Below are 23,707 nucleotides of genomic sequence, written 5' to 3'. Positions count from 1 at the left end.
AAATTTTATTTAAAAAAAATAAAAAACCTATTACTTATTTGTACAAAACAAGGTAACGAGAAAGTATTCTGTCACCTTTGACTTAAGGAAATAGTTTAAGCAGTAATTTTAAGAATATTCACCAGAAAGTGTTTGTATATTCTTTTTATTTGCTCTTAACTTTAATAAAACCATCCCTATATCTGTTAAAAAATCATTTTTAGAAAGCGAAAAGATTCTTTCTTGTGCTATTTTAGAACGTTTATAATTAGATAAAAATCTTTGTTTCCAAGCTAATTCGTAATTTAAAAGTAGTTTTAATTCATTTTTGACTAATGACTCATTTATAGCTTTACTTGCCATAATTGCAGATTCAAAAATGAACTTGTATCCTTCACCCACTATTGGATTAACTTGAGAAACACAATCGCCAACACAAACAAGATTGTTTTTCACAAACTTATCTAATACAGGTGTTATAGGAATACTTCCTCCTTCTACTTTATCATTATCCTTTCTAACTATTTTATGAATGTTAGGTAATTTTAAAATAGCATGTAAATTCTCTTTTAAATCTTTAATCATGCTTTTATCAAAAGTACCAAAACCTATAATTGCTCTTTTGTTTTTTAATGGAAAAATCCAACCATAACCACCTTTGTAATCTTTACCTAGTAATAAATGTAATTCATTTCCGTTCCCTAGATATTTAACATTATACTCCACACCTGTAGCAAGCTCTGTTATTTTAGGAATTAAACCTATTTTTTTACTCAAAACACCAATTGTACCAGAAGCATCTACAAAGATTTTAGCTTTATATTTATTCTTATTTTTATCTGTAACTGCTGTAAAATTATTTTCTAAATTGGTTGTAATATCTTTAACATAAATCCCTAATTGAATATCAACAAAATTCGTATCTATAGATGCAATTAATTCTTCATGTACATTTTTTTTATCTAAAATATAAGCATCAACTTTTATTTCCTCTTTTAAATATTTAGAATGTACAACAGCTTTATCAATCTTTTGAGCAACAACATTACTAGACAGTTCAAAATTTTCTAAATTCATAAAACTACCTAGTGTATTAAATGAAAATTCCAGTAAATCTTTTTTCCTATCCAAAAGGAGTGTTTTGTGTTTTTGACGACCTAATTCTCTTGCTAGTATTAATCCTGCTGTACCGGCCCCTACAATTATAACATCATAATTATTCATCTTAAAAAAAATTGAATCTAATCATTGAGTTTTAAAACCGCCATAAATGCTTCTTGCGGGATTTCTACATTACCAACCTGACGCATTCTTTTCTTTCCTTTTTTCTGCTTTTCTAGTAACTTACGTTTTCTAGAAATATCTCCACCATAACATTTTGCAGTAACATCTTTACGCAATGCTTTGGTAGTTTCACGCGCAATAATTTTTGCTCCAATTGCTGCCTGAATAGGAATATCAAACTGTTGTCTTGGTATTAATTCTTTTAATTTCTCTACAATTTTCTTACCAATTGTATAAGCGTTATCTGCATGTAAAAGCGCAGAAAGTGCATCTACGGGTTGTCCGTTTAATAAAATATCTACACGTACTAATTTAGATTCTCTCATTCCTATCGGAGAATAATCGAAAGAAGCATATCCTTTAGAAACTGTTTTTAATCTATCATAAAAATCGAAAACAATTTCTGCCAAAGGCATATCAAACGTTAACTCAACTCTTTCTGTTGTTAAATAAGTTTGATTGGTAATTTCTCCACGTTTTTCGATACACAAACTCATTACTTGACCCACAAAGTCTGATTTTGTAATAATAGAAGCTTTAATGAAAGGCTCTTCTACTCTATCCAATCTCGATGGATCTGGTAAATCTGTTGGGTTATTTAAAAGTAATATTTCGTTTGGATTCTTCTTTGTATAGGCATGATAAGAAACGTTGGGAACCGTTGTAATAACAGTCATATTAAACTCACGCTCTAAACGTTCTTGAATAATTTCCATGTGTAACATTCCTAAGAATCCACAACGGAAACCAAAACCTAAAGCAGCAGAACTTTCTGGTACAAAAACCAAAGAAGCATCATTTAATTGCAGTTTTTCCATAGAATAACGCAACTCTTCGTAATCTTCTGTATCTACAGGATAAATTCCTGCAAAAACCATTGGTTTTACATCTTCGAAACCATCTATAATTTCTTTTGTTGGGTTTGCGGCATCTGTAATAGTATCACCTACTTTTACTTCTTTTGCTGTTTTAATTCCTGTAATTAAATATCCAACATCACCTGTTTTTACAGATTGTTTTACAACTTGGGTTAGTTTTAATGTACCTACTTCATCCGCAAAATATTCATTATCTGTTGCCATGAATTTAATACGTTGTCCTTTTTTAATTTCTCCGTTTAAAACTCTAAAATAAGTTTCAATCCCTCTATAAGAATTGTAAACAGAATCGAAAATTAAAGCTTGTAACGGTGCGTCAGGATCTCCTTTTGGTGCAGGAATTCTATCAATAATTGCAGCTAGTATGTTATCAACACCAAAACCTGTTTTTCCACTTGCGTGTATAACGTCTTCTGGCTCACAACCTAATAAATCTACAATATCATCTGTTACTTCTTCTGGGTTTGCAGAAGGTAAATCTACTTTATTTAAAACCGGAATAATTTCTAAATCATTCTCTAAAGCCAGGTATAAGTTAGAAATTGTTTGTGCTTGTATGCTTTGTGCTGCATCTACAATTAACAAAGCGCCCTCACAAGCAGCAATAGAACGAGAAACTTCGTAAGAAAAATCTACGTGACCTGGAGTATCAATTAAATTTAAAACATATTGTTCTCCTTTGTGAACAAAATCCATTTGAATGGCATGCGATTTTATGGTAATTCCGCGCTCGCGTTCTAAATCCATATTATCTAATAACTGATCTTTCTTTTCTCGATCTGTTACAGAGCCTGTATATTCTAATAATCTATCTGCTAACGTACTTTTTCCATGATCTATATGTGCGATAATGCAAAAGTTTCTAATGTTTTTCATACTTCGTTTTCTAACTGCGTTCAACTGACAAAGATAGGTAAATAAGTTTGTGAATTAAATAACTAAAAGTATCTAATTGCTGCAATTACCATCTACTTGTTGCCACTTACAAGAAAAGTATTTGATAAACCTTATTAAGAGTGTTCATTTCTTTCACAAATAATTAAAAAAACTAGAAAGAGATTTACAAATCTCTTTCTAATTCTGCAATTGCTACCTTAAACTCATCTAAATTGATGCATTCATCTCCAGACTTATCGTACCCTTTTATCAATTCACCAGCTACAATACCTCTAAAAAAGCTACTAATATCTGCGTCTTTTAATAGGTCTTTTACTTCATCTTTGTTTAATTTACCGTCTTTATCTTTATCAAAAAAAAGAAAAGCTTCTGCCGGATTTTGAAATTTACTAGTAATTAAAAAACTGATTTTTTTTAATATATCTTCTTTTGCTCCCATAATTGTAATGATTCTATTATACTGTAATATATAATTTTTATTTTTAAACTACAATGCTTTTCATATTTCAAAGAGATAATTAACACGATGAAAATAAAAGCTATTTCTATTTCAAAAATAGAAGAAAATATTTTTCTACTTAAAGGTTGAAAAAAACACTAAATTTGCAAAAAATTAAATCGTTTTGATTAAAATTGGCAACATAGAATTACCAGACTTTCCTCTTTTATTAGCACCAATGGAAGACGTTTCTGATCCACCATTTAGAGCCTTGTGTAAAGAACAAGGTGCAGATGTGGTATATACAGAGTTTATTTCTTCTGAAGGCTTGATTCGTGATGCAGCAAAAAGCATCATGAAATTAGATATCTACGAGAAAGAACGTCCAGTTGGAATTCAGATTTTTGGAGCCAATTTAGAATCTATGTTAAAAACGGTAGAAATTGTAGAAAAATCGAATCCAGATATTATTGATATTAACTTTGGTTGCCCTGTAAAAAAAGTAGTTTCTAAAGGAGCCGGAGCAGGAATTCTAAAAGACATCGATTTAATGGTTTCTCTTACAGAAGCCATGGTAAAACACACCAACTTACCGATCACCGTAAAAACTCGTTTGGGTTGGGATCATGATTCTATTAGAATTGTAGAAGTTGCAGAACGTTTACAAGATGTTGGTTGCAAAGCAATTTCTATTCATGGAAGAACTCGTGCTCAAATGTATAAAGGAGAAGCGGATTGGAAACCTATTGCCGATGTTAAAAATAACCAAAGAATGCACATTCCTGTTTTTGGAAATGGAGATGTAACTTCTCCTGAAAAAGCGATGGAAATGAGAGATTCATACGGTTTAGACGGCTGTATGATTGGTAGAGCAGCTATTGGCTATCCTTGGTTTTTTAATGAGGTAAAACACTTTTTTAAAACAGGTGAACATTTAGCAAAACCTACGGTTGCACAACGTGTAGAAATGGCTAGAAGACATTTACAAATGGCTATTGATTGGAAAGGTCCTGTTTTAGGCGTTTTTGAAACCAGAAGACATTACACCAATTACTTTAAAGGGATTCCACATTTTAAAGAATATAGAATGAAAATGGTAACTTCGGATGATGCAAAAGATGTTTTTGCTACGTTTGATGAAGTACAGGCTAAGTTTGGGAATACAATTATTCCTCAGTTTTAGAATCTATTTACGAATTGATAATTTATAGAGGTTTCTGAATGACACCCAACTCTATAATTGGATTTTTTTACAGTTTTTTTCTTGTATTTCATGAACTACAAGAAAAGACTATAACTAAACAAAAAACAAATTAGATGTTTCTTATAATAAATTACTCTTTAATTTCGAGTGATTTAATGATTTCTATTGCATCATTAAAATAGAAAGGATAATAAGCTTCTTCAGACTGAAAAAAAACATAATACACTCTTTTATCTCCAATCATAATTGCATCTATGTGTGTTTCATTATTCCAGGTGTAATCTATGTTATATTTAATGTAAATGATTTCACCAAATCTTTTATCCTTCTCTCTTACAATCTTATAGTTAAAATCTGTTTTAAACTGTAGCTTTTTATTTTTTAAATACAAATTAATAGCATCTTCATAATTATAGACTTTTATGGAATCTTTGTTCTTACTATGAGCTGTCAAATTGTTACTCCAGTAATTGCCTTTCTTATTTTGATTTTGCTGATTAAACTCATAAATTGCTCTAGCTTTCTCTTTTTTTAAACTAGTGTCTTTCAACTTACTTAATTCAATTCTTTTCATTTTTTCTGCTCCCAAAGGCGAATACAATATCCAATTATGTGCATCGTAATAAATATTCCATTCTTTAGGAGCGGTTAATTTAAAATATTTATGACTTTTATCTGCTTGCTCTTTTGTTATTATTGTGTAAAATTTGTTGCTATTTTGTAAATATGGGTGTCTTTCTTGTTTTGTAGATTTACAAGAAAACATCAGTAATAAAGAAAACATTACTAAAAACCGGATGTTTTTTTTCATAGCTTATTATTTTTCAACAAACTCTTTAGAAATTCTACTGCTAGCTATTTTAGAAGCTATAAAACCTAGCACCGTAATAGTTGCTATCACAATAAAAAGATTAGAAAATCTAAATTCTACAGGATATGCAAAGTTTTGAGTAATCATAAATACGCCAAATTCTTTCTGAATAAAAACGATTATAATCCCCAATGATAATCCAACAATCATCCCTAGGAAGGTTAATAGAAAACCTTGTAAAATAAATATTCTTTTAATATCTTTTATAGAAGCCCCTAAACTAAAAAGGGTTTTTAGATTCGATTTTTTATCAATAATCATCATTATAATGGCACCAATAACATTAAACAATGCTATAATTACAATTAATGTAAAGATAAGATAAGACACAAAATTCTCTGTGTTTATTACCTTATAGAAAACTTCATTAAGTTGTTGTTTGGTTTGTACTTTAAATTGAGTTCCTAATTGTTCTTGTAATTGTTCCGAGAACAAATCAGCATTTAAATTATCTTTTAATTTAATTTCTACACCTGTTATTTGTTTCTCTTTAAAATTCAATAGATTCTTTGCATCCTTTATAGAAACAAAAACAAATTTACTTTCAAACTCTTCCGTACCAGAATACAAACCAACAATTTGCACATCTGTTTTATAAAAAGCGTTATTAGGATTGATAAAACCAACCCCAGGCTTAGGAACCATAATTGATAAAGGAGCTCCAAAATTTAAAATTCCTAATGATAATTTTCTCGAAATTCCATTACCAACCACTGCGGTATTTGGCATCTCATTATCTAACCAACTCCCTAGACTAATAACAGAATCTATGTGTGTAATAGAAGTATAACTTTCTTCAACTCCCTTAATATAAGCAATTTCATTCTTATCATTATACTCTAAAAAAACACGTTCTTCTATAATTTTAGAGGTTGCTTTAATAGATGTATTCTTTATTAACGCTTGATGAACATCATCCGTATATAAAAAGGTTTTTCCTTTATTAGAAGTAATTTTAATATCTGGATCTGAAACATCTAACAAACTATAACTAAATGTACGCAAACCAGAAAAACCAGAAAGAATAATAAACAAGGCTAATGAGCCTACAATCACCCCAAAAGAAGCAATAATTGTAATAATATTTATGGCATTATTACCTGTTTTTGTAAAAAGATATCTTTTAGCTATGTATAAGGGAAAGTTCAAATGATAAAATATATTTAACTTCTCTTACGTCTTGGTAAAACGCTAGGATCTTTGATAGGGTTACCATCTTCTCCTTTTAAAGATTTATCAATTTCCTCAATATAATCTAACGTATCGTCACCAAAAAACAATAATTCTGGCATTCTACGTAATTGATGTTTTGTTCTTTTAGCCATTTCATGGCGAATTAAAACAGTATTAGATTGCACTCCTTTAATAATTTCTTCTCTGTTGCTAGAAGGAAATACACTTAAATAAACTTTAGCGACTCCTAAATCTGAAGTTACATGAACCTTAGAAACAGAAATAATTATTCCTTTCATACCATCTTGAGCTGCTTTCTGTAAAACATCTACCAAATCCTTTTGCAATACTCCTGCAATTTTACGTTGTCTGTTCGTTTCTTCCATGCTGCAAATTTACACTTTTTTTATGGAGTGTAAATTTTATTTTTGATAGCATACATTACTAAACCTACTCTATTTTTTACATTTAATTTAGTAAACAAAACATCTCTATAACCATCTATTGTTTTCGGGCTTAAACACATAATTTCTGCAATTTCTTTATACGTTAATTCCGAGCATGCATGTTTCATAAACGTTAACTCTCGCTCTTTTAAATGTATTTCCACATCTCCATTACCAGAAAGTGATTTCATTAATAAATTGGTTACATTTTTAGTGTGATAGAATCCGTTTTCTGCAATTTCTACCAAAGCTTTCTCTAAAACCACTTTTTCGGTATCTTTTAACAAATAACCGATAGCACCAACTTTTAACATCTTTAAGATAGTAGCATCTTCATCTTCTACAGAAAGTGCCATTACATGTACATCATTATGGTTTTTAGAAATCCATTCTGTAGTTTCAATTCCATTCATTATCGGCATATTAATATCCATTAAAACAACATCCGGAATAAATTCTGGTGATGAAGAAAATTTATCAATTAATTCTTGTCCATTTTTGCAAGTATACAAGACTTTAAATTTACTAAAAGTATTTACCATAGCCGCAATTGCTTGTGAAAGCAATGTGTGATCATCTACAATAACAACTGAATATTTCATCATAACTTATATACTATATTTAAGGAAGTACCTTTATTTTCTTCGGAAGTAAAAACAGCAGTAGCTCCAATTAATTTTGCTCTATTTTTAATATTTTCTAGCCCTATACCGTTGGGTTTATTATCTAATGATGAAAAACCAACTCCGTCATCTTTGGCAGTAATTTCTAAATTTATGGAACCAAACTTTAATTCAACTGTTAAATTTGATGCCTTAGAGTGTTTTATGGTATTGGAAAAGAACTCCTGTAAAATTCGGAAAATAATAATGCTAGATTTTTCATTAATTATGTGTTCATTCCCTGAAATGATCAAGCTCGCATTTATAAATTTTAATCTATTAAAACGATCCATTTCTAATTGTAAGGCTTCTCTTAGTTTTATATTCTTTATCGCTTCAGGGTTAATTAATTTTGATAATGCTCTTACCTCTGTTAAACCTTTAGTAATCGTTTCGGAAACTTCGTGGATATTTTCTGAAGAAGCATTCTGCAGTTGAATTTTAGCTAAAGTTAATAACTGTCCAATATTGTCGTGCAACTCCCAACTAATATTTCTTAAAGTTTCTTCTCTAATTTCTATTTGTGTTTCTGAAATTTCTCTTTCAAACCTTTTTTTGTTTTCTGCTTGCAGTTCTAGAAGGCTATTCTTTCTTTTTTGAAAAACAGTAAACAATAAAATAATAAAAATAACAAAAGTGATGATTATTATAGTGGTTACAATTAAGATTATTTGACTCGCTTCTGACTCCATAGTGCTCCCAATATAAAACAACTATACATAAATATCACTAACACAAACTGAATATTATATAAATAGTCTATCACAGCCATAGAAGTACCTTTCATATTATTTAAAATAGAAGTAATTGGTATGGTACCTAAATAATAGAACAATAGTCCAAAAGCGATCCAAAAAGTAAGAGATCGCTTATAGTTAAGAATTTCATTAGAAGATAAAAAATCCTTATAAAATAAAAATAAAACAATAGCAATTAACAAACTACCAGAAATGGAGGCAATACTATTGTAAACTTCAAAATAAGTTCCTTGATACAAATAATAGAGCGTAGTTAAGAAATAAACTACATTAAAAAGAATTCTAACAACCGTAACTGTTTTTTGAGTTTTTGCTGAAAATAATATTTGTTTTGCAAATAAAAATAAGAAATTAAATTCGACAAAAGTAAGGGTATTATATACCCATAAATTGTCTAGTTCTAAATTATATTTCACATAGCTTGCAATCATCTCACAAGCAAACATAGCAATTAAGTACCCCAAAAAGTATTTTAAATCAACATCAAAAGATCTTTTAAAATAGAAAATAGCGTAAAGAACAATTGCTAAAAAATATAATATGTAAATTAATTTATCCAAAATATTACATTGGTGGTGTTGGTTTCAATCTATTAGCTCCAGAACTTTTAAGATCTTCTTGAGCACCAATAAAAGGTAAAAAAGAAGCTCTAACTACCTGCTTCGTTTCTTTACTACTAAATTGATCTAAAAATTTTGTAAAAGGGATTGCCTCTCCTTTATTAGAGTACAGAGGTTCATAAGCAACATTTTTCTTTTCTTTGGTATCTGCAGTTGGCATAAAAATTAAAGTCTGTCTACCTCTTAAAAGTTTATCATAATAATCTTTAGGATATGCTGCCGTAAAAATTCTAACACCCGTAAGCTCAATATCTTTTTCTTTTGATAATCTCTCTATATAAGCAATATATTGCTTTAATTGATTGATTTCGTAATAATGAGAAATACTCTCAATTTCATTAGCATCACCAGTAAGTTCTTTTCTATATTTATCTAAAACAGGTTTCTGCCCTACATCATATTGATGAAACATACTAGCCATTTCTTTATAAGTTATAGCATTAGAAGGTCTAGAACTATCAACTTCAGTAACCTGAGATGTTGCCTCAGATTTACAACTTAGTATAAATATTGATAAAAAAAATATTTGATAAAATTTAAAAAGTGTTTTCATAGCAGAATAGGAATAGTTGGGTTATTATTTATGAAAATACAAATTAAATTATAATATAAGAAGAGTTAAAACAAAAAACAACATTAATAACTAGATATCAAACACTTAAACAACCGACCACATATAGAAACATCACACCAAAGGGTGTTTTTCCTGTATAAATATAATGGTTTACACTAATACATTATTCTAAATTAATCACGAATTTTGAAGCATGAAATAAAAGAAAAAGTAAAGGGGGAAATTGCAAAACAAACACTTACTATTTTATAGAAAGTGTTTAAATTAAAAAAGTCTCAAAACATATGTTTTGAGACTTTTAATTTTTATAATTATTTTAGAAATTTAATCTGCTAAAATAATTACTTTATTATCTTTTAATTCTAAAGTTCCAGATTTAATTGCAATAGTTAGAATATTATCATCATCTATATGAATTTCATAATGTCCTTTAAATTGATCAAATTCTAAGTGTTCTTTACTATGAACATGAATTTTAACTATTCCTTCCTTTAAGTTAGAAACAACTGGCGCGTGATTATTTAACATTTGAAACTCACCATTCTCTCCAGGAACTGACAATGAGTCAATTTTTGCTGAAAATAATATAGCTTCTGGTGTTACAATTTCTAAAAACATATCTCTTATAGTTTACAGCCTTCAATTTGCAGTATTCAATCATAAAAGACTGAAGACTACAAAGTGCTGACTAATTTTATGCTTCTGCTAACATTTTCTCTCCAGCATCAATTGCATCTTGAATTGATCCTCTTAAGTTAAATGCAGCTTCAGGGTATTTATCTAACTCACCATCCATAATCATATTAAAACCTTTAATAGTGTCTTTAATATCAACTAAAACCCCTGGTATACCAGTAAATTGTTCAGCTACGTGGAAAGGTTGAGATAAGAAACGTTGTACACGTCTAGCTCTATGAACTACTAATTTATCTTCTTCAGATAATTCTTCCATTCCTAAAATGGCAATAATATCTTGTAATTCTTTATAACGTTGTAAAATTTCTTTTACAGCTGTTGCAGTATTATAATGCTCATCACCTAAAATTTCTGCAGATAAAATTCTTGAAGTAGAATCTAAAGGATCTACTGCAGGATAAATACCTAACTCTGCAATCTTACGAGACAATACAGTTGTTGCATCTAAATGCGCAAACGTTGTTGCTGGCGCTGGATCTGTTAAATCATCTGCAGGTACATAAACTGCTTGTACAGAGGTAATAGATCCTTTTTTAGTTGATGTAATACGCTCTTGCATTGCCCCCATTTCAGTTGCCAATGTTGGTTGGTAACCTACCGCTGATGGCATACGTCCTAAAAGTGCTGACACCTCAGAACCTGCTTGTGTAAAACGGAAAATATTATCTACAAAGAAAAGTACATCTTTTCCTTCTGATTCTCCTGCTCCATCTCTAAAATATTCTGCAATTGTTAAACCAGATAAAGCAACACGTGCACGTGCTCCAGGTGGCTCATTCATTTGACCGAAAACAAAAGTTGCTTTAGAACCTCTCATTCCTGGTTTATCTACTTTAGATAAATCCCATCCGCCTTCTTCCATAGAATGCATAAAGTCATCACCATATTTGATAATTCCAGATTCTAACATTTCACGAAGTAAATCGTTTCCTTCACGAGTTCTTTCACCAACACCTGCAAAAACTGATAAACCACCATGTCCTTTTGCAATATTGTTAATTAACTCTTGAATTAATACAGTCTTACCTACTCCTGCTCCTCCAAATAATCCAATTTTACCTCCTTTTGCATAAGGTTCAATTAAGTCGATTACTTTTATACCTGTAAATAAAACTTCTGTAGATACTGATAAGTCTTCAAACTTAGGTGCAGATCTGTGAATTGGCAAACCATCTTTACCTTCTTTTTTCAAATCACCTAAACCATCAATTGCATCTCCAGTTACATTAAACAAACGACCATAGATATCGTTACCAATTGGCATTTGAATAGGGTTACCTGTAGCTACAACTTCAGTACCTCTGCTTAATCCATCAGTAGCATCCATTGAGATAGTTCTAACTGTATCTTCTCCAATATGCTGTTGTACCTCTAATACTAAAATAGAGCCGTCAGCTTTTTTGATTTCTAACGAATCGTAAATTTTAGGAAGTTCATTATCCGTATTGAATTCAACATCAATTACTGGCCCAATAATTTGTGAAACTTTACCTGTTATAGTAGACATTATGTATCTAATTAAAGTTATTATTTTATTTAAGAGATTTCAGCCTCTTTTTTCAGATTGCAAAGGTAATTTTTTTGTCTTTAATTAAAAAAGATTTTCTTCTTTTTTAATTGAAAAAGAAACAAATAGCATAAACAAAAAAAACTCTGCTCAAAATGAGCAGAGTTTTATATTAAAATGTAGTTGATAATTATTTATCAGATAACTGAATAACTACTCTTCTATTTTTACTTCTTCCTAAACTAGTATTGTTAGATGCAACAGGATTTTTCTCTCCTTGACCAACTGTTTCTAATCTATTAGCGTCAAAACCTTTTTTCACTAAATATGCTTTAGCAGATTCTGCTCTTCTTTCAGATAAGTATACGTTGTAAGCTTCTGCTCCTCTACTATCAGCATAACCTTCTATTACAAAGATTACATTGTCTACAGAACTAATTAAGTCATAAACTTTGTCTAATTTACCTGCAGATGCTTTATTAATTTTTGCACTGTCTGTAGAAAATAAAATTTCTTTTGAAAATCCTGCTAAAGCTGCAATTTGCTCTGCTGTCATAGCGTCTTCTGGACAACCATTATTAGAAGCAACTCCTGCAAACTCAGGACATTTATCATCTTTATCTAAAACTCCGTCTCCGTCAGTATCTGGCCAAGGACATCCTGCATTAGCTGATGGTCCTGCAACTGAAGGACATTTATCATCTTTATCAGCAACGCCATCTCCATCTGCATCTGGACAACCTTTGTTAGCTTTAGTTCCTTTAGCATTAGGACACATATCATCTTTATCAGCAACTCCGTCACCGTCAGAATCAGGACAACCATTCATAGCTGCTAAACCTGCTACATTAGGACAAGCATCATCAGAATCTTTTACTCCATCACCATCCGCATCTGGACAACCATTAAATTCTGCTAAACCAGCTTCTTCTGGACAAGCATCATCTTTATCATATACTCCGTCTCCGTCTGTATCAGTTCCACCAAATTTAATTACTAAACCTAAAGAAGTTTGGTAATGTGCTCTTACTTTATCAGAAAAACCTTTTTTAGTTCCTGTTTGGAAGTTTAATCCTAAGTTATCATTAAACCAAGTGTTAAAACCAACACCTCCATTAATCATCCCTTCTCCACTAGAATCTACAGAAGTATAACCTCCACCTAAATATACATAAGGATCAAACCAACCTGTTTGACCAACTAAGTTATTTAAGTCATACTTTACAACTGCATCTACCCCCCAATAAAGGAAATCAACTACATCATCACTGTTTCTATATTTTTCAATTTTATTTAAAGACCCAGCTAACTGTAAAGAAAAACCTTTGTCTAAATATTTTTCTCCAGTAATTCTAGAAATAGATGGTAAAATGTTCCAATCTCCATTTCCTACTAAATCTTTTAGTTGATCACTAAAGTCATCTCCATTGTAAAAATCTACTACGTTTACACCAAAACCTACAGCCCACGGGTTGTTTTCATCTTGTGCGTTTACGTTACCAACTGTTACCAACGTAAACAAAGCTATCACAGCTATTCTTAATCGTTTCATTATCAAATTTTTAAATTAAAAGTTCGTTTTTATAATATGCAAAAGTAAACCCTTAAAAGGTATCTACAAAGACAAATCTACAAAATATTATTAAAACAATACATTTTATCAACTCTAAATAACCTACAATACAACAGCTATCTCAATAAAAGCTTTAATAACTTTTTTTTAAGACTCTTATAGCGCAAACTATAGAGTTAGAAATTATGGTTTTTAGTTTTAAAAAGAAGAGAAAACCAACAACCAGAAGTCTTATTTTAAAACCACAAAATTCTTTTTTCTACTACACTTCAACAACATCAATTCTATCATTTATATATATCAGTAATTTTTTATCTACTGTAAAATTCATAGATTTTAAAGTTCTTTCATATCTTAATAATTGTTGATGATGTTCTGATAAAGGATTACCTGTCTTATAATCTATGATAACTACTTTTTTATCTTCTACAAAAATCAATCTATCTAAAATAATAATCTGATTGTCTATGTCAACAATTTCTCTTTCATTAAAAACTCTAACTTTTTCTGAAAAATAAAGTTCTAATTTAGGATGATTTACAATATTGAAAATACTTTTTGAAATAAATGATTGTTGCTCATTATTTATTACACCTTGTTGATAATAAATGGAAATTACTTTTTCAACATCTTTTGATGTAATGATTTTGGATAAAATTTCATGAAATAAATTCCCGAAATCAATCGCTTTTCCTTGCTCTGTATTCCATAACTTAGAAGAATTTGCTAACAAAACAATATTATGTTCTTGCCAAGGAGTTGAAATAAATTTCTCATGAATTTCTGCAACCGAGCCTTCTTCTTTTTTTACACTAACTCGGTTTTCATCACCAAAAGAATACTCAGAGAGGTTGTCATTCCAAAGGTTTTGTTGTTTTAAGTAATTGATAAAAACACCTGAATAAAAATTGGTATTTTCTTCTCCTTTAGAGGATATTTTTTTATCTGTAATAACGTGTAATTGTTCTACAGCCCTTGTTAAAGTAACATACAATAGATTAAAATTATCTAACTCTAATTCTTCTCGTTGTTTATTATAAATATCTAAACCTCTTTCACTAACAATACTTAAACTCTTGCTGTAATCTACTAGCAACTCATCAAAACCATCATAGGATTCTGGCAATTGATTTAACCAAGATTTTGGTTTTATCTGTCTATATATATCAACATCACAAGGAAAAATAACCACAGGGAATTCTAATCCTTTTGATTTATGAATGGTCATAATCTGAACCGCACCGGCACTTTCTGGAGCAACAATACTTAAGCGTTCTTTTTTAAGTTCCCAAAACTCTAAAAACTCACCAATATCAGTTCCGTTTCTTTGCTGCTCTAAAACAACATCTAGAAAAAATTGAATATATGCATCCGAAGAATTTATTAAATTAAAACCTCTAATAATTTCTTCTATTTTCTCATAAAATGGCAATTGATGAAATGCCGAAATATTAAACGATACATCAAGTTTTTTTAAAGATTCTAAAATAGTCTGATTATCCGCTTTTGCAAATTCATTAAAAAAGACATGTTTAGGTTTTTCTATTTGTAAATGTTGATGTAAAAAATACAGCATTTCAAAACGTGTTTCCTCATCACTAGGGTTTTGTAAAACTTTTAAAACATCAACAATAAAAGTTACTTTTGCACTGTTTTTAAGCAGTAAGGTTTCTGATGAAACAATATCAATTCCCTTTTCTGATAAATAATTTGCCACCGCAACCCCATCTTTTCGGGTACGTGTTAATACGCAAATTTCACTCAAAGAATACTGTTCTTTTAATTGAAGTATTTTCTCTAAAACTTTCTGCGGATATTTTACTTTTTCAAGTTCTTTATCTTCATTTTTCTCAAGGAAAGTCAGCGATACTAAACCACCTTTTTTAGCATTTTCTATTTGCTTATTGCCTTCTATAAAAATATTTTTATACGATTCATTTTGAATAAAATTTGCCGTATGTTGAAAAAACGAATTATTAAAATTGATAACCTCTGAATAACTCCTAAAATTAGTTTCTAAATTTTTAATTTCTTTAGAAACATGAAAAGGATTCACTCTATCTGAACCCAGTTCTATAAACTGTTCTGCTTTTCCGCCACGCCATCTATAAATAGCTTGCTTACCATCGCCAACCAACAATAAATTACTATTTTCTTGCGCTAAGGTATTGTCTATTAAAGGAACTAAATTTTGCCATTGCAACACAGAAGTATCCTGCATTTCATCTATAAAATAATGCTGAAAACGTTGTCCTATTCTTTCGTAAATAAAAGGAGCCGGCTGATCTTTTATATTATCAGAAATTAGCTGATTAAATTCTGCATTCAATCGAATATTATTGTCTTCTTTTATCTGCTCTAACTCTGAATTGATATTATTTAAAACTGCTAAAGGAATGATGCTTTTTAAGGCCAACTTATTCATAGAAAATTGCTGATAAATTACCTCAGCATCCTTAAATAAACGAACAATATCTGGAACAATTTGATCTATCGAGGCTGCAATAGCATCAACAGTTGACTTTGAATAATATTGATTATTATCTATCGCCTTCTTAATCGTTTCACTTCGTTTGATGAAATCGATACCTACAGACTTCACACTTAAATCAGCAAAGAACTTAGGAATCGTTCCTCGCATAAAATTTTTATGCTCTAAATCATTATTTTCAATTAATTGAAGACATTCTTCTCCAACTTTTTTGATGGAATCTTTTAATTCCTTTTGCTGATGATAAAGCTTTGTTTTTAAATTGGTAAAATCTTCTAATTTTTTATCTGCAAGACTTCTAAAATGCTGTACATCATCTTCATTTAACAAGATTCTTGCAAACTCGCTTAAATCTCTAGAAATATCCCAAGATTTATCATCATCTGTTTTATCTAACGAATAATCTATTAAAAGATTGGTCAATTTTTTATCTGTACCAATCTTAGAAATTAAAACATCTACTGCTTCATTTAATAAAGAAACAGCATCCATTTCTACTTCAAAATTAAGAGACAAACCTAAATCGAAAGCGAAATTTTTAATTATTTTATGCGTAAAACTATCAATTGTAGTAATAGAAAAAGCAGAGTAATTTTTTAAAATTGCATCTAAAATCTTTTTACTCCTTTCCTGAATAATTGCTTTATCAATCGTAATTTCATCAACAATAATATTCAATAAATCATTTTCCTCACCATCTGCAAAATCTTCTAAACTAGACAATACACGCTCTTTCATTTCACCAGCTGCTTTGTTGGTAAACGTGATTGCTAAAATTTTCTGAAACGAAAAAATATCATCAGAAGTTAATAAAACTTTAATATATTCTTTTACGAGCGTAAAGGTTTTTCCACTTCCCGCAGAAGCGTTATAAACCTGAAAGGATGATGTATTTTGCACAATTTATTTTACTGCAAAATACAAATTCAACACATAAATTCAACTAAATTTTCTGTTTTATTTTATTTCGATTAACTTAAAATTCTCCAAATTTGCGCCACCAAAAAAGTAACTATAAAACCTGCAATAACAGGTAAAATAGTAGCCACAACTGCCCACTTTGTGCTTTTTGTTTCTTTATAAATGGTGTAAATCGTTGTACTACAAGGATTGTGCAACAAACTAAACAACATCACATTTACAGCTGTTAAAAGCGTCCATCCACCACTTCTTAGAATATCACCAGTGGCTGTTACAGAATCTAACTCAAACATTACACCAGCTCCGGCGCCACCAACGGCACCTGTTACCATTACGGTTAACATTAATATAGAAGGAATAACAATTTCATTTGCAGGAATAGCCACTACGTAGGCTAATAATATAACTCCATTTAAACCTAGTAAAAAACCGAATCCATCTAAAGAATTTATTAAATGTACCGCAATGCTTTCATCACCTATAAAAACATTAGAAATAAGCCATATTACCGCTCCAGCTGGTGCTGCAAATACTATTGCTCTCCATAAAACAATTAACGTTCTATCTATTAAAGAGGTATAAATGGTTTTCCAAAAAAGTGGTGTTCTATAAGGCGGAAGTTCTAAATTAAATGTTGAAACCTCTCCTTTTAAAACAGTTTTAGACAATGCCCAAGAAAAAAAAAACATAAAAAAGATTCCTAAAACGGCAATTCCAACTACGGCAACCAAAGAAATTAAACTTGAATATGAAGAAGGCACAACAGCTCCAATAAAAATCGTTGCTAATAGAATCTGCGTTGGCCAACGACCATTACACAAAGAAAAGTTATTTGTAATAATTGCAATTAATCGCTCTCTCGGACTGTCAATAATTCTAGTTGCTACAACTCCGGCCGCATTACAACCAAACCCCATCGTCATAGTTAGCGCTTGTTTACCATGTGCTCCTGATTTTTTAAAAAGTGAATCCATATTAAAGGCGACTCTAGGTAAATACCCAAAATCTTCTAACAATGTAAACAACGGAAAAAAGATTGCCATTGGTGGCAACATTACTGCAATTACCCAAGCAACAGCTAAATAAACACCATCAATTAAAAAACCAGACAACCACCAAGGAAAACCAGCAAAAGACGCACCTTCTTTTAATATTGGATGAATGGTATCTAACAACAAACTAGCTAACATTGATGACGGATAATTTGCACCAATAATAGTTAACCAAAGTACCAAACCTAATAACAATAGCATAATTGGAAAACCCCAAATTTTACTAGTTACTATTTTATCTATTTTAGCATTTAAATAAAAAGCACCTTTTTTATTGTCTTTTACAACTGTTTTTTCAACAATCTTTGAAGCATCGGCATAAATTGCTTCTGTTAAGTTATCATGAAAATCATCACCAATTTGCCAACGCAACTCGTTTGATAGCTCTATAATTTTATCAATATTTTTTGTTCCCATTTGCTAAGATTAAATAAAATCACCTGTTTTTAAGGCTTCTAAAATATGTGTATCTCCCTCTAAAACTCTAAAAGCTAACCACCTGCTATTTGAAATATTTGGATATTCTTCTTTAATAGCATTACTCAATTTTTGCACAGCATCTTCCACATGTTTTGGAATACTTTTTATTTTATAAGGTTTGCAAACTATTTTTCCGTTCGCTAAATCACTAATTGCTGCTATTAATTCTGGAATCCCTTCTTTAGATCTTGCACTTGTTGGTACAACAGGAATTCCTAATTCTCTTGATAAACTTCTATGATCTATGTTTATATTATTTTTCTCTGCTTCGTCCATTAAATTTAGACACAAAATAGCGTTTGAAGAAATTTCTAAGATTTGCAACACTAAATTTAAATTACGTTCTAACCTACTTGCATCAACAACAATAACAGTTAAGGTTGGCTTACCAAAAAGAATAAAATTTCTAGCAACCTCTTCATCTTCCGATCGAGACATTAAAGAATATGTACCTGGTAAATCTATCAACTTAAATTTTTGTTGCTGATACTCGAACGCGCCTTCGGCTCTTGTTACTGTTTTCCCGGGCCAATTACCTGTATGCTGCCTTAAACCTGTTAACGCGTTAAAAACAGTACTTTTTCCGGTGTTTGGGTTTCCTGCTAATGCAATTACAAAGTCTACATTCTCAGTATCTACACCCAGTTTTTTAACTCCCTCTAAAGTATGATGTGCACAAGTGTCACAAGCTGATTTTGTTGCTGTTTTCATTTTTTTATGCTTTGGTAATTAAAATTTTAACTGCCTGATCTTTTCTTAAAGCAATAGCAGTTCCTTTAATTAAAAATGCTTTTGGATCACCTAACGGATTTAACAAATCTATACTAACCGTTGCTCCTTTTACAAAACCCAAGTCTAATAATCTTCGTCTATTTTCTCCTCTACACTCTTTAGAAACACCAATAATTGTTGCTTTCTGGTTATTTTCTAAATTAGATAAACGCATCGTATCTTTTTCTATAACATCTGCTTTATCTAAAGAAATAACCGTAATATTTTTTGCCACTATTGGTGATAACACAAATTGCTCGCCCTCAGATTCAAAAACAATACGATTCTCACTAATCTCCTTCATATAAACCTGAGAATGCAAATGAATATGTTGCGCTAAAATTTGTTTGTAAATACTTGTAGGCTCATCTTCTATATGAATAATTTTTCCGAAGTTTAAAATAGGCAAATCGGCAAGTAACATTCCTTTTTTCTTCGGAATTTTACCAGCCTTAGTAGGTATTGGATCCCCATGAGGATCATATCTTGGATTTCCTAAAAGCGTAGATAAATTCTCTACTTCTTCACCTGATAATTCATGTTCTTTTTTCTCTGCTCTACGATGCCATTCTGTTTTATGAAACCCTGTTTTTTCTGATAAATATTTTTCCCATAAACGATGTGCTCTCACAATTCTTAAAGCATACTCATCTCCGTCATTCGTTAATGAAAAAAGTTCATGTTCTTTCTGGATTAATCCGGTCTCTAACATGGTATCAATACTTTCTAACAATAAACTATGACTAAAATCTAGTTCATCAAAAATGGTATTTATTGATGTTTTAGGATCGTGATATAGCAGCTTTAAAATATCTTCAATAGCCGTTTTCTCCGTTTCTTTACGTGCTTTTAAATATTTAAAAAAGAGTCCATTTTTAGGGTTAAAAATAAAATATAAGACTAAAATAACGCCAAAAAACACTAAAAGCGCTACTATTGGGTTGTAGGTATTCATATTTTTTTAATATATAAATTGTTAGCAATTTTGTTTGAGATTGATAGTTTAATATCATCTACCTTTATAGAAACTGAATCATCAAAATCTTCTTTTTCTAATACAGTAATTTGTTTCCCTAGTGTGATGCCTTTTTTATCTAAGAATTTTAAAAATTCTGATGAGGAATCATCAACACCAATACAAATTCCACTTTCATTCTTTAATAAAGTTGAGAGTAAACTCTTCTCAACCGTTTTTAAATTCCCTTCTTTATCCGGAATTGGGTCTCCATGAGGATCATGCGTAGGAAAACCTAAAAAAGCATCTAATTGCTCTATTAACTTTGGAGACTTAATATGTTCTAACTGTTCTGCAACATCATGTACTTCATCCCAAGAAAAATTTAATTTCTCCACTAAAAAAACCTCCCACAACCTGTGTTTACGTACAATATTTGCGGCTATTTTCTTTCCTAAATCAGTTAATTTAACTCCTTTATACTTCTTATACACAACAACTTCTTTTTCAGACAATTTTTTAATCATGTCTGTAACAGAAGAAGCTTTAGTTTCTAATTTCTTAGCAATAGCATTTGTACTAATTCCTTTATCGGAATCTAACTCTAAATGATAAATAGCTTTTAAATAATTTTCTTCAGAAAGTGTAAACATCTACTAATTTTATAACACAAAGATAGACTTTTTTAATTTAATAAATATATTTTTAGACAAGTCTAAAAATTAAATTACATTTGTCAAAATTATTTATCAAATGAAACTAAAAAAACTTATTTTATTTACAACTCTTATCAGCTTAAACTCCATCTTCTCTCAAAATAATTCTATTTCTGGTAAAATTTATAATAACTCAGATGCATTGCCTTATGTAAATGTCTATTTAAAAAACAACAAAATTGGAACAGCTTCTAACGAAAATGGTTACTATGAATTAAAAAACATTTCTAAAGGAAACTATACACTTATAGCTAGCAGTGTTGGTTATAAATCGAGATTTATTAAAATAACTATTGATGAAAATCAAAAAATTACTCAAAACATCTATTTATCAGAAGACAACTCTTTAGATGAAATTGTGATCTCTGGAACCATGAAACCAGTTAAAAAATTAGATAGTCCTGTACCTGTAGAAGTGTATTCTCCCACTTTTTTCAGAAAAAACCCAGCACCATCAATATTTGAATCCTTGCAAAACGTAAATGGTGTTAGACCACAAGTAAACTGCAGTGTTTGCAACACTGGTGATATTCATATTAACGGATTAGAAGGCCCTTATACGTTTGTTTTAATAGACGGAATGCCAATTGTAAGTGGCTTATCTACCGTCTATGGATTAACAGGGATTCCGCAAGCATTAATAGAACGTGTAGAAATTGTAAAAGGTCCTGCTTCTACTTTATATGGTTCTGAAGCCGTTGGGGGGAATTATTAATATTATCACTAAAAAACCATCTTCTGCTCCATTATTAACTTTAGAATCTTACGCAAGTTCTTGGGGTGAAATAAATACAGATATTGGTTTAAAATATAAATTAGGAAAAACAAATGGGTTATTAGGGATTAATTATTTTAATTACAAAAATCCTATTGATAATAATAAGGATGGTTTTACAGACCTAACCCTACAAGACAGGATTTCTATTTTTAATAAATTTAATTTCGAAAGAAAAAACAATCGTGTTTTTACTGTTGCCGGACGTTATGTTTACGAGGATCGATGGGGAGGAGAAATGAATTGGGAGCCAAAATACAGAGGAGGTACAGAGGTTTATGGTGAAAGTATTTACACAAGTAGATGGGAAACTTTTGGAACGTATCAATTACCTACAGATAAAAAAATAAATTTACAATTTAGCGCAAATGGACATGATCAAAACTCTTATTACGGAGATACTTTCTACAAAGCAGACCAATTTATTGCTTTTGGTCAATTGACCTACGACACTACTTTTGGGAAAAATCATGATGTACTAATGGGAGTTGCATATCGTTACACAAATTACGACGATAATACAACTGCAACTGGAAGCGATACAAATAACGCTCCTTCAATTACACACTTACCTGGTGCTTTTATTCAAGATGAAATTACTTTATCCTCAAAAAGTAAAATACTTTTAGGAGCAAGGTATGACCATAATAATATACATGGAAGTGTTTTTTCTCCAAGGGTAAATTACAGATGGAATTCAGAAAACAATGAAGATGTACTTAGAGTTAGTATCGGTAATGGTTTTAGGGTTGCTAATGTTTTTACAGAAGATCATGCTGCACTTACAGGAAACAGAGAAGTTGTTTTTGAAGACGAATTACTACCAGAAACTTCTTGGAATGCTAACATTAACTACGTTAAAAAAATAGTAACCAATAGTAACACCATTATTAATTTAGATGCCAGTGCTTTTTATACTTATTTTGATAATAAAATAATTCCGGATTACGAAACAGAACCAACACAGATTATGTATTCTAATTTAGATGGTTATGCTGTTTCTAAAGGAATTTCTTTAAATACAGATATCAATTTAAGAAATGGACTTTCTATTATAGCGGGTGCAACATTAATGGAAGTATCTACCACAGAAAACGGAATTACAGAAAAACAATTATTAACTGAAAGTTTTAGTGGTACCTGGAGCATTTCTTACAAAATAAAAGCTATTGATTTAAAATTAGATTACACAGGTAATGTATATGCACCGATGGATTTACCTTTAATATCCGACAATAAAGATATTGAACCAAGATCACCAACATCTCCATGGTACAGTATTCAAAACATACAGGCAACTAAGAAACTTAATGACGAATTTGAAATTTTTGGAGGCGTAAAAAATCTATTAAATTTTACACCTGCTGCCAATAGCATATTGAATGCTTCAGAACCATTTAGTGAAAATTTCGACCCAGCGTACGTTTATGCCTCTAACCAAGGAACTCGTATGTTTTTAGGACTTAGATATAAACTACAATAATGATAAAAACGCTTCTTTTCTTTTTTATTCTTTCTACAGGAATGCTATTTAGTCAGAAATCTAATACATTATTGAGTTTTTCTTTTGAAGAAGCTTATAAGTTACAGGAAAAAGAAAAGAAGCCACTTGTTGTTTTTTTTCACACCAAGTGGTGTAAATATTGCTTTGCTATGAAAAAAAGTACTTTTATGGATAAAAAAGTTATAGACTTATTAAACCAAAATTTTTACTTTATTACTTTCGATGCAGAAAGTACAGACACGTTAAAAATAAAGGATAAAACATTTAAAATTAAGTCAGGAGTTCATCAGATAGTAGAAGTGCTCGCTTCTAAAAACAACACAATTAGCTATCCTTCTACTATTATTATAAGTACAAACAATACTATTGAAGAGCAGATAGACTCTTTTCTATCAGCAGAAGAAATCACTAAAATATTAACAAGTTACATAGTCTCAAATAAAAATCATAATGGCAAATTACCATAAGATAATAGAAGAAA

The 23,707-nt window shown here is 30.3% G+C and carries 18 protein-coding genes and 2 pseudogenes; 3 read left to right on the top strand and 17 right to left on the bottom strand.

Going from position 1 to position 23,707, the window contains the following annotated elements; genetic code table 11:
* Positions 1-108: 108 nt before the first annotated feature.
* From WG945_RS12440 to WG945_RS12430, 3 genes are all read right to left on the bottom strand, one after another.
* Complete coding sequence (locus WG945_RS12440; protein WP_068449548.1) at positions 109-1,203, bottom strand: FAD-dependent monooxygenase; 1,095 nt, start codon at positions 1,201-1,203, stop codon at positions 109-111.
* A gap of 17 nt (positions 1,204-1,220) precedes the next feature.
* Complete coding sequence (lepA, locus tag WG945_RS12435) at positions 1,221-3,017, bottom strand: translation elongation factor 4 (protein WP_068449549.1); 1,797 nt, start codon at positions 3,015-3,017, stop codon at positions 1,221-1,223.
* Positions 3,018-3,201: 184 nt separating this feature from the next.
* Positions 3,202-3,477: a GTP-binding protein LepA gene (locus tag WG945_RS12430; RefSeq protein ID WP_068449550.1), complete on the bottom strand. Its 276-nt coding sequence runs from the start codon at positions 3,475-3,477 to the stop codon at positions 3,202-3,204.
* 184 nt (positions 3,478-3,661) lie between these two features.
* Between WG945_RS12430 and dusB the strand changes: the two genes are divergently transcribed.
* Positions 3,662-4,660, top strand: coding sequence for a tRNA dihydrouridine synthase DusB (dusB, locus tag WG945_RS12425; protein ID WP_068449551.1), 999 nt, complete (start codon positions 3,662-3,664; stop codon positions 4,658-4,660).
* 151 nt (positions 4,661-4,811) lie between these two features.
* Here the strand turns inward: dusB and WG945_RS12420 are convergent, their stop codons facing one another.
* The 14 genes and pseudogenes from WG945_RS12420 to WG945_RS12355 form a co-directional block, all read right to left on the bottom strand.
* Positions 4,812-5,492 (bottom strand): hypothetical protein, encoded by a 681-nt coding sequence (locus WG945_RS12420; protein ID WP_157603599.1) that lies wholly within the window; start codon positions 5,490-5,492, stop codon positions 4,812-4,814.
* A 6-nt stretch (positions 5,493-5,498) separates the two neighbouring features.
* Complete coding sequence (locus WG945_RS12415) at positions 5,499-6,701, bottom strand: ABC transporter permease (RefSeq protein ID WP_068449553.1); 1,203 nt, start codon at positions 6,699-6,701, stop codon at positions 5,499-5,501.
* Positions 6,702-6,715: 14 nt separating this feature from the next.
* Complete coding sequence (gene rbfA / locus WG945_RS12410; RefSeq protein ID WP_068449554.1) at positions 6,716-7,111, bottom strand: 30S ribosome-binding factor RbfA; 396 nt, start codon at positions 7,109-7,111, stop codon at positions 6,716-6,718.
* 20 nt (positions 7,112-7,131) lie between these two features.
* The gene (locus WG945_RS12405; protein WP_068449555.1) at positions 7,132-7,776 is read right to left on the bottom strand and encodes a response regulator transcription factor; all 645 of its coding nucleotides are present in this window, start codon (positions 7,774-7,776) and stop codon (positions 7,132-7,134) included.
* Positions 7,773-8,525 carry a sensor histidine kinase gene (locus WG945_RS12400; protein ID WP_068449556.1) on the bottom strand — a complete coding sequence of 251 codons (753 nt, stop codon included), beginning with the start codon at positions 8,523-8,525 and terminating at the stop codon, positions 7,773-7,775. The genes WG945_RS12405 and WG945_RS12400 overlap by 4 nt, the downstream gene beginning before the upstream one ends.
* Entirely contained in the window at positions 8,501-9,151 is a 651-nt protein-coding gene (locus WG945_RS12395; protein ID WP_068449557.1) for a hypothetical protein, read from the bottom strand. Before WG945_RS12395 ends, WG945_RS12400 begins: the two co-directional genes overlap by 25 nt.
* 4 nt (positions 9,152-9,155) lie before the next feature.
* On the bottom strand, positions 9,156-9,764 hold the full coding sequence (locus WG945_RS12390; RefSeq protein WP_068449558.1) for a hypothetical protein: 609 nt from the start codon (positions 9,762-9,764) through the stop codon (positions 9,156-9,158).
* Positions 9,765-10,109: 345 nt separating this feature from the next.
* Positions 10,110-10,403: a FoF1 ATP synthase subunit delta/epsilon gene (locus WG945_RS12385; RefSeq protein ID WP_068449559.1), complete on the bottom strand. Its 294-nt coding sequence runs from the start codon at positions 10,401-10,403 to the stop codon at positions 10,110-10,112.
* A 76-nt stretch (positions 10,404-10,479) separates the two neighbouring features.
* A complete protein-coding gene (gene atpD / locus WG945_RS12380; RefSeq protein WP_068449560.1) occupies positions 10,480-11,988 on the bottom strand; it encodes a F0F1 ATP synthase subunit beta in 1,509 nt (502 codons plus the stop codon).
* Positions 11,989-12,178: 190 nt separating this feature from the next.
* Positions 12,179-13,540: an OmpA family protein gene (locus WG945_RS12375; protein ID WP_068449561.1), complete on the bottom strand. Its 1,362-nt coding sequence runs from the start codon at positions 13,538-13,540 to the stop codon at positions 12,179-12,181.
* 283 nt (positions 13,541-13,823) lie between these two features.
* Complete coding sequence (locus WG945_RS12370) at positions 13,824-16,952, bottom strand: UvrD-helicase domain-containing protein (RefSeq protein ID WP_068449562.1); 3,129 nt, start codon at positions 16,950-16,952, stop codon at positions 13,824-13,826.
* Positions 16,953-17,023: 71 nt separating this feature from the next.
* A pseudogene (feoB, locus tag WG945_RS12365) lies at positions 17,024-19,216 on the bottom strand (ferrous iron transport protein B).
* Positions 19,217-19,220: 4 nt separating this feature from the next.
* Positions 19,221-20,231 carry a DtxR family transcriptional regulator gene (locus tag WG945_RS12360; RefSeq protein WP_082864222.1) on the bottom strand — a complete coding sequence of 337 codons (1,011 nt, stop codon included), beginning with the start codon at positions 20,229-20,231 and terminating at the stop codon, positions 19,221-19,223.
* Positions 20,228-20,884, bottom strand: coding sequence for a metal-dependent transcriptional regulator (locus tag WG945_RS12355; protein WP_068449563.1), 657 nt, complete (start codon positions 20,882-20,884; stop codon positions 20,228-20,230). The genes WG945_RS12360 and WG945_RS12355 overlap by 4 nt, the downstream gene beginning before the upstream one ends.
* A gap of 100 nt (positions 20,885-20,984) precedes the next feature.
* Between WG945_RS12355 and WG945_RS12350 the strand changes: the two are divergent.
* Both WG945_RS12350 and WG945_RS12345 read left to right on the top strand, forming a co-directional pair.
* Positions 20,985-23,205: pseudogene (locus tag WG945_RS12350) on the top strand (TonB-dependent receptor).
* Positions 23,205-23,693, top strand: coding sequence for a thioredoxin family protein (locus WG945_RS12345; RefSeq protein ID WP_068449564.1), 489 nt, complete (start codon positions 23,205-23,207; stop codon positions 23,691-23,693). Before WG945_RS12350 ends, WG945_RS12345 begins: the two are co-directional and overlap by 1 nt.
* Positions 23,694-23,707: the final 14 nt, after the last annotated feature.

It is taken from the genome of Polaribacter atrinae (assembly GCF_038023995.1).
GTDB classification, from domain to species: Bacteria; Bacteroidota; Bacteroidia; order Flavobacteriales; family Flavobacteriaceae; genus Polaribacter; species Polaribacter atrinae.
The sequence above is the reverse complement of the archived record's forward strand: the minus strand, read 5'-3'. Positions and strand labels throughout refer to the sequence as shown.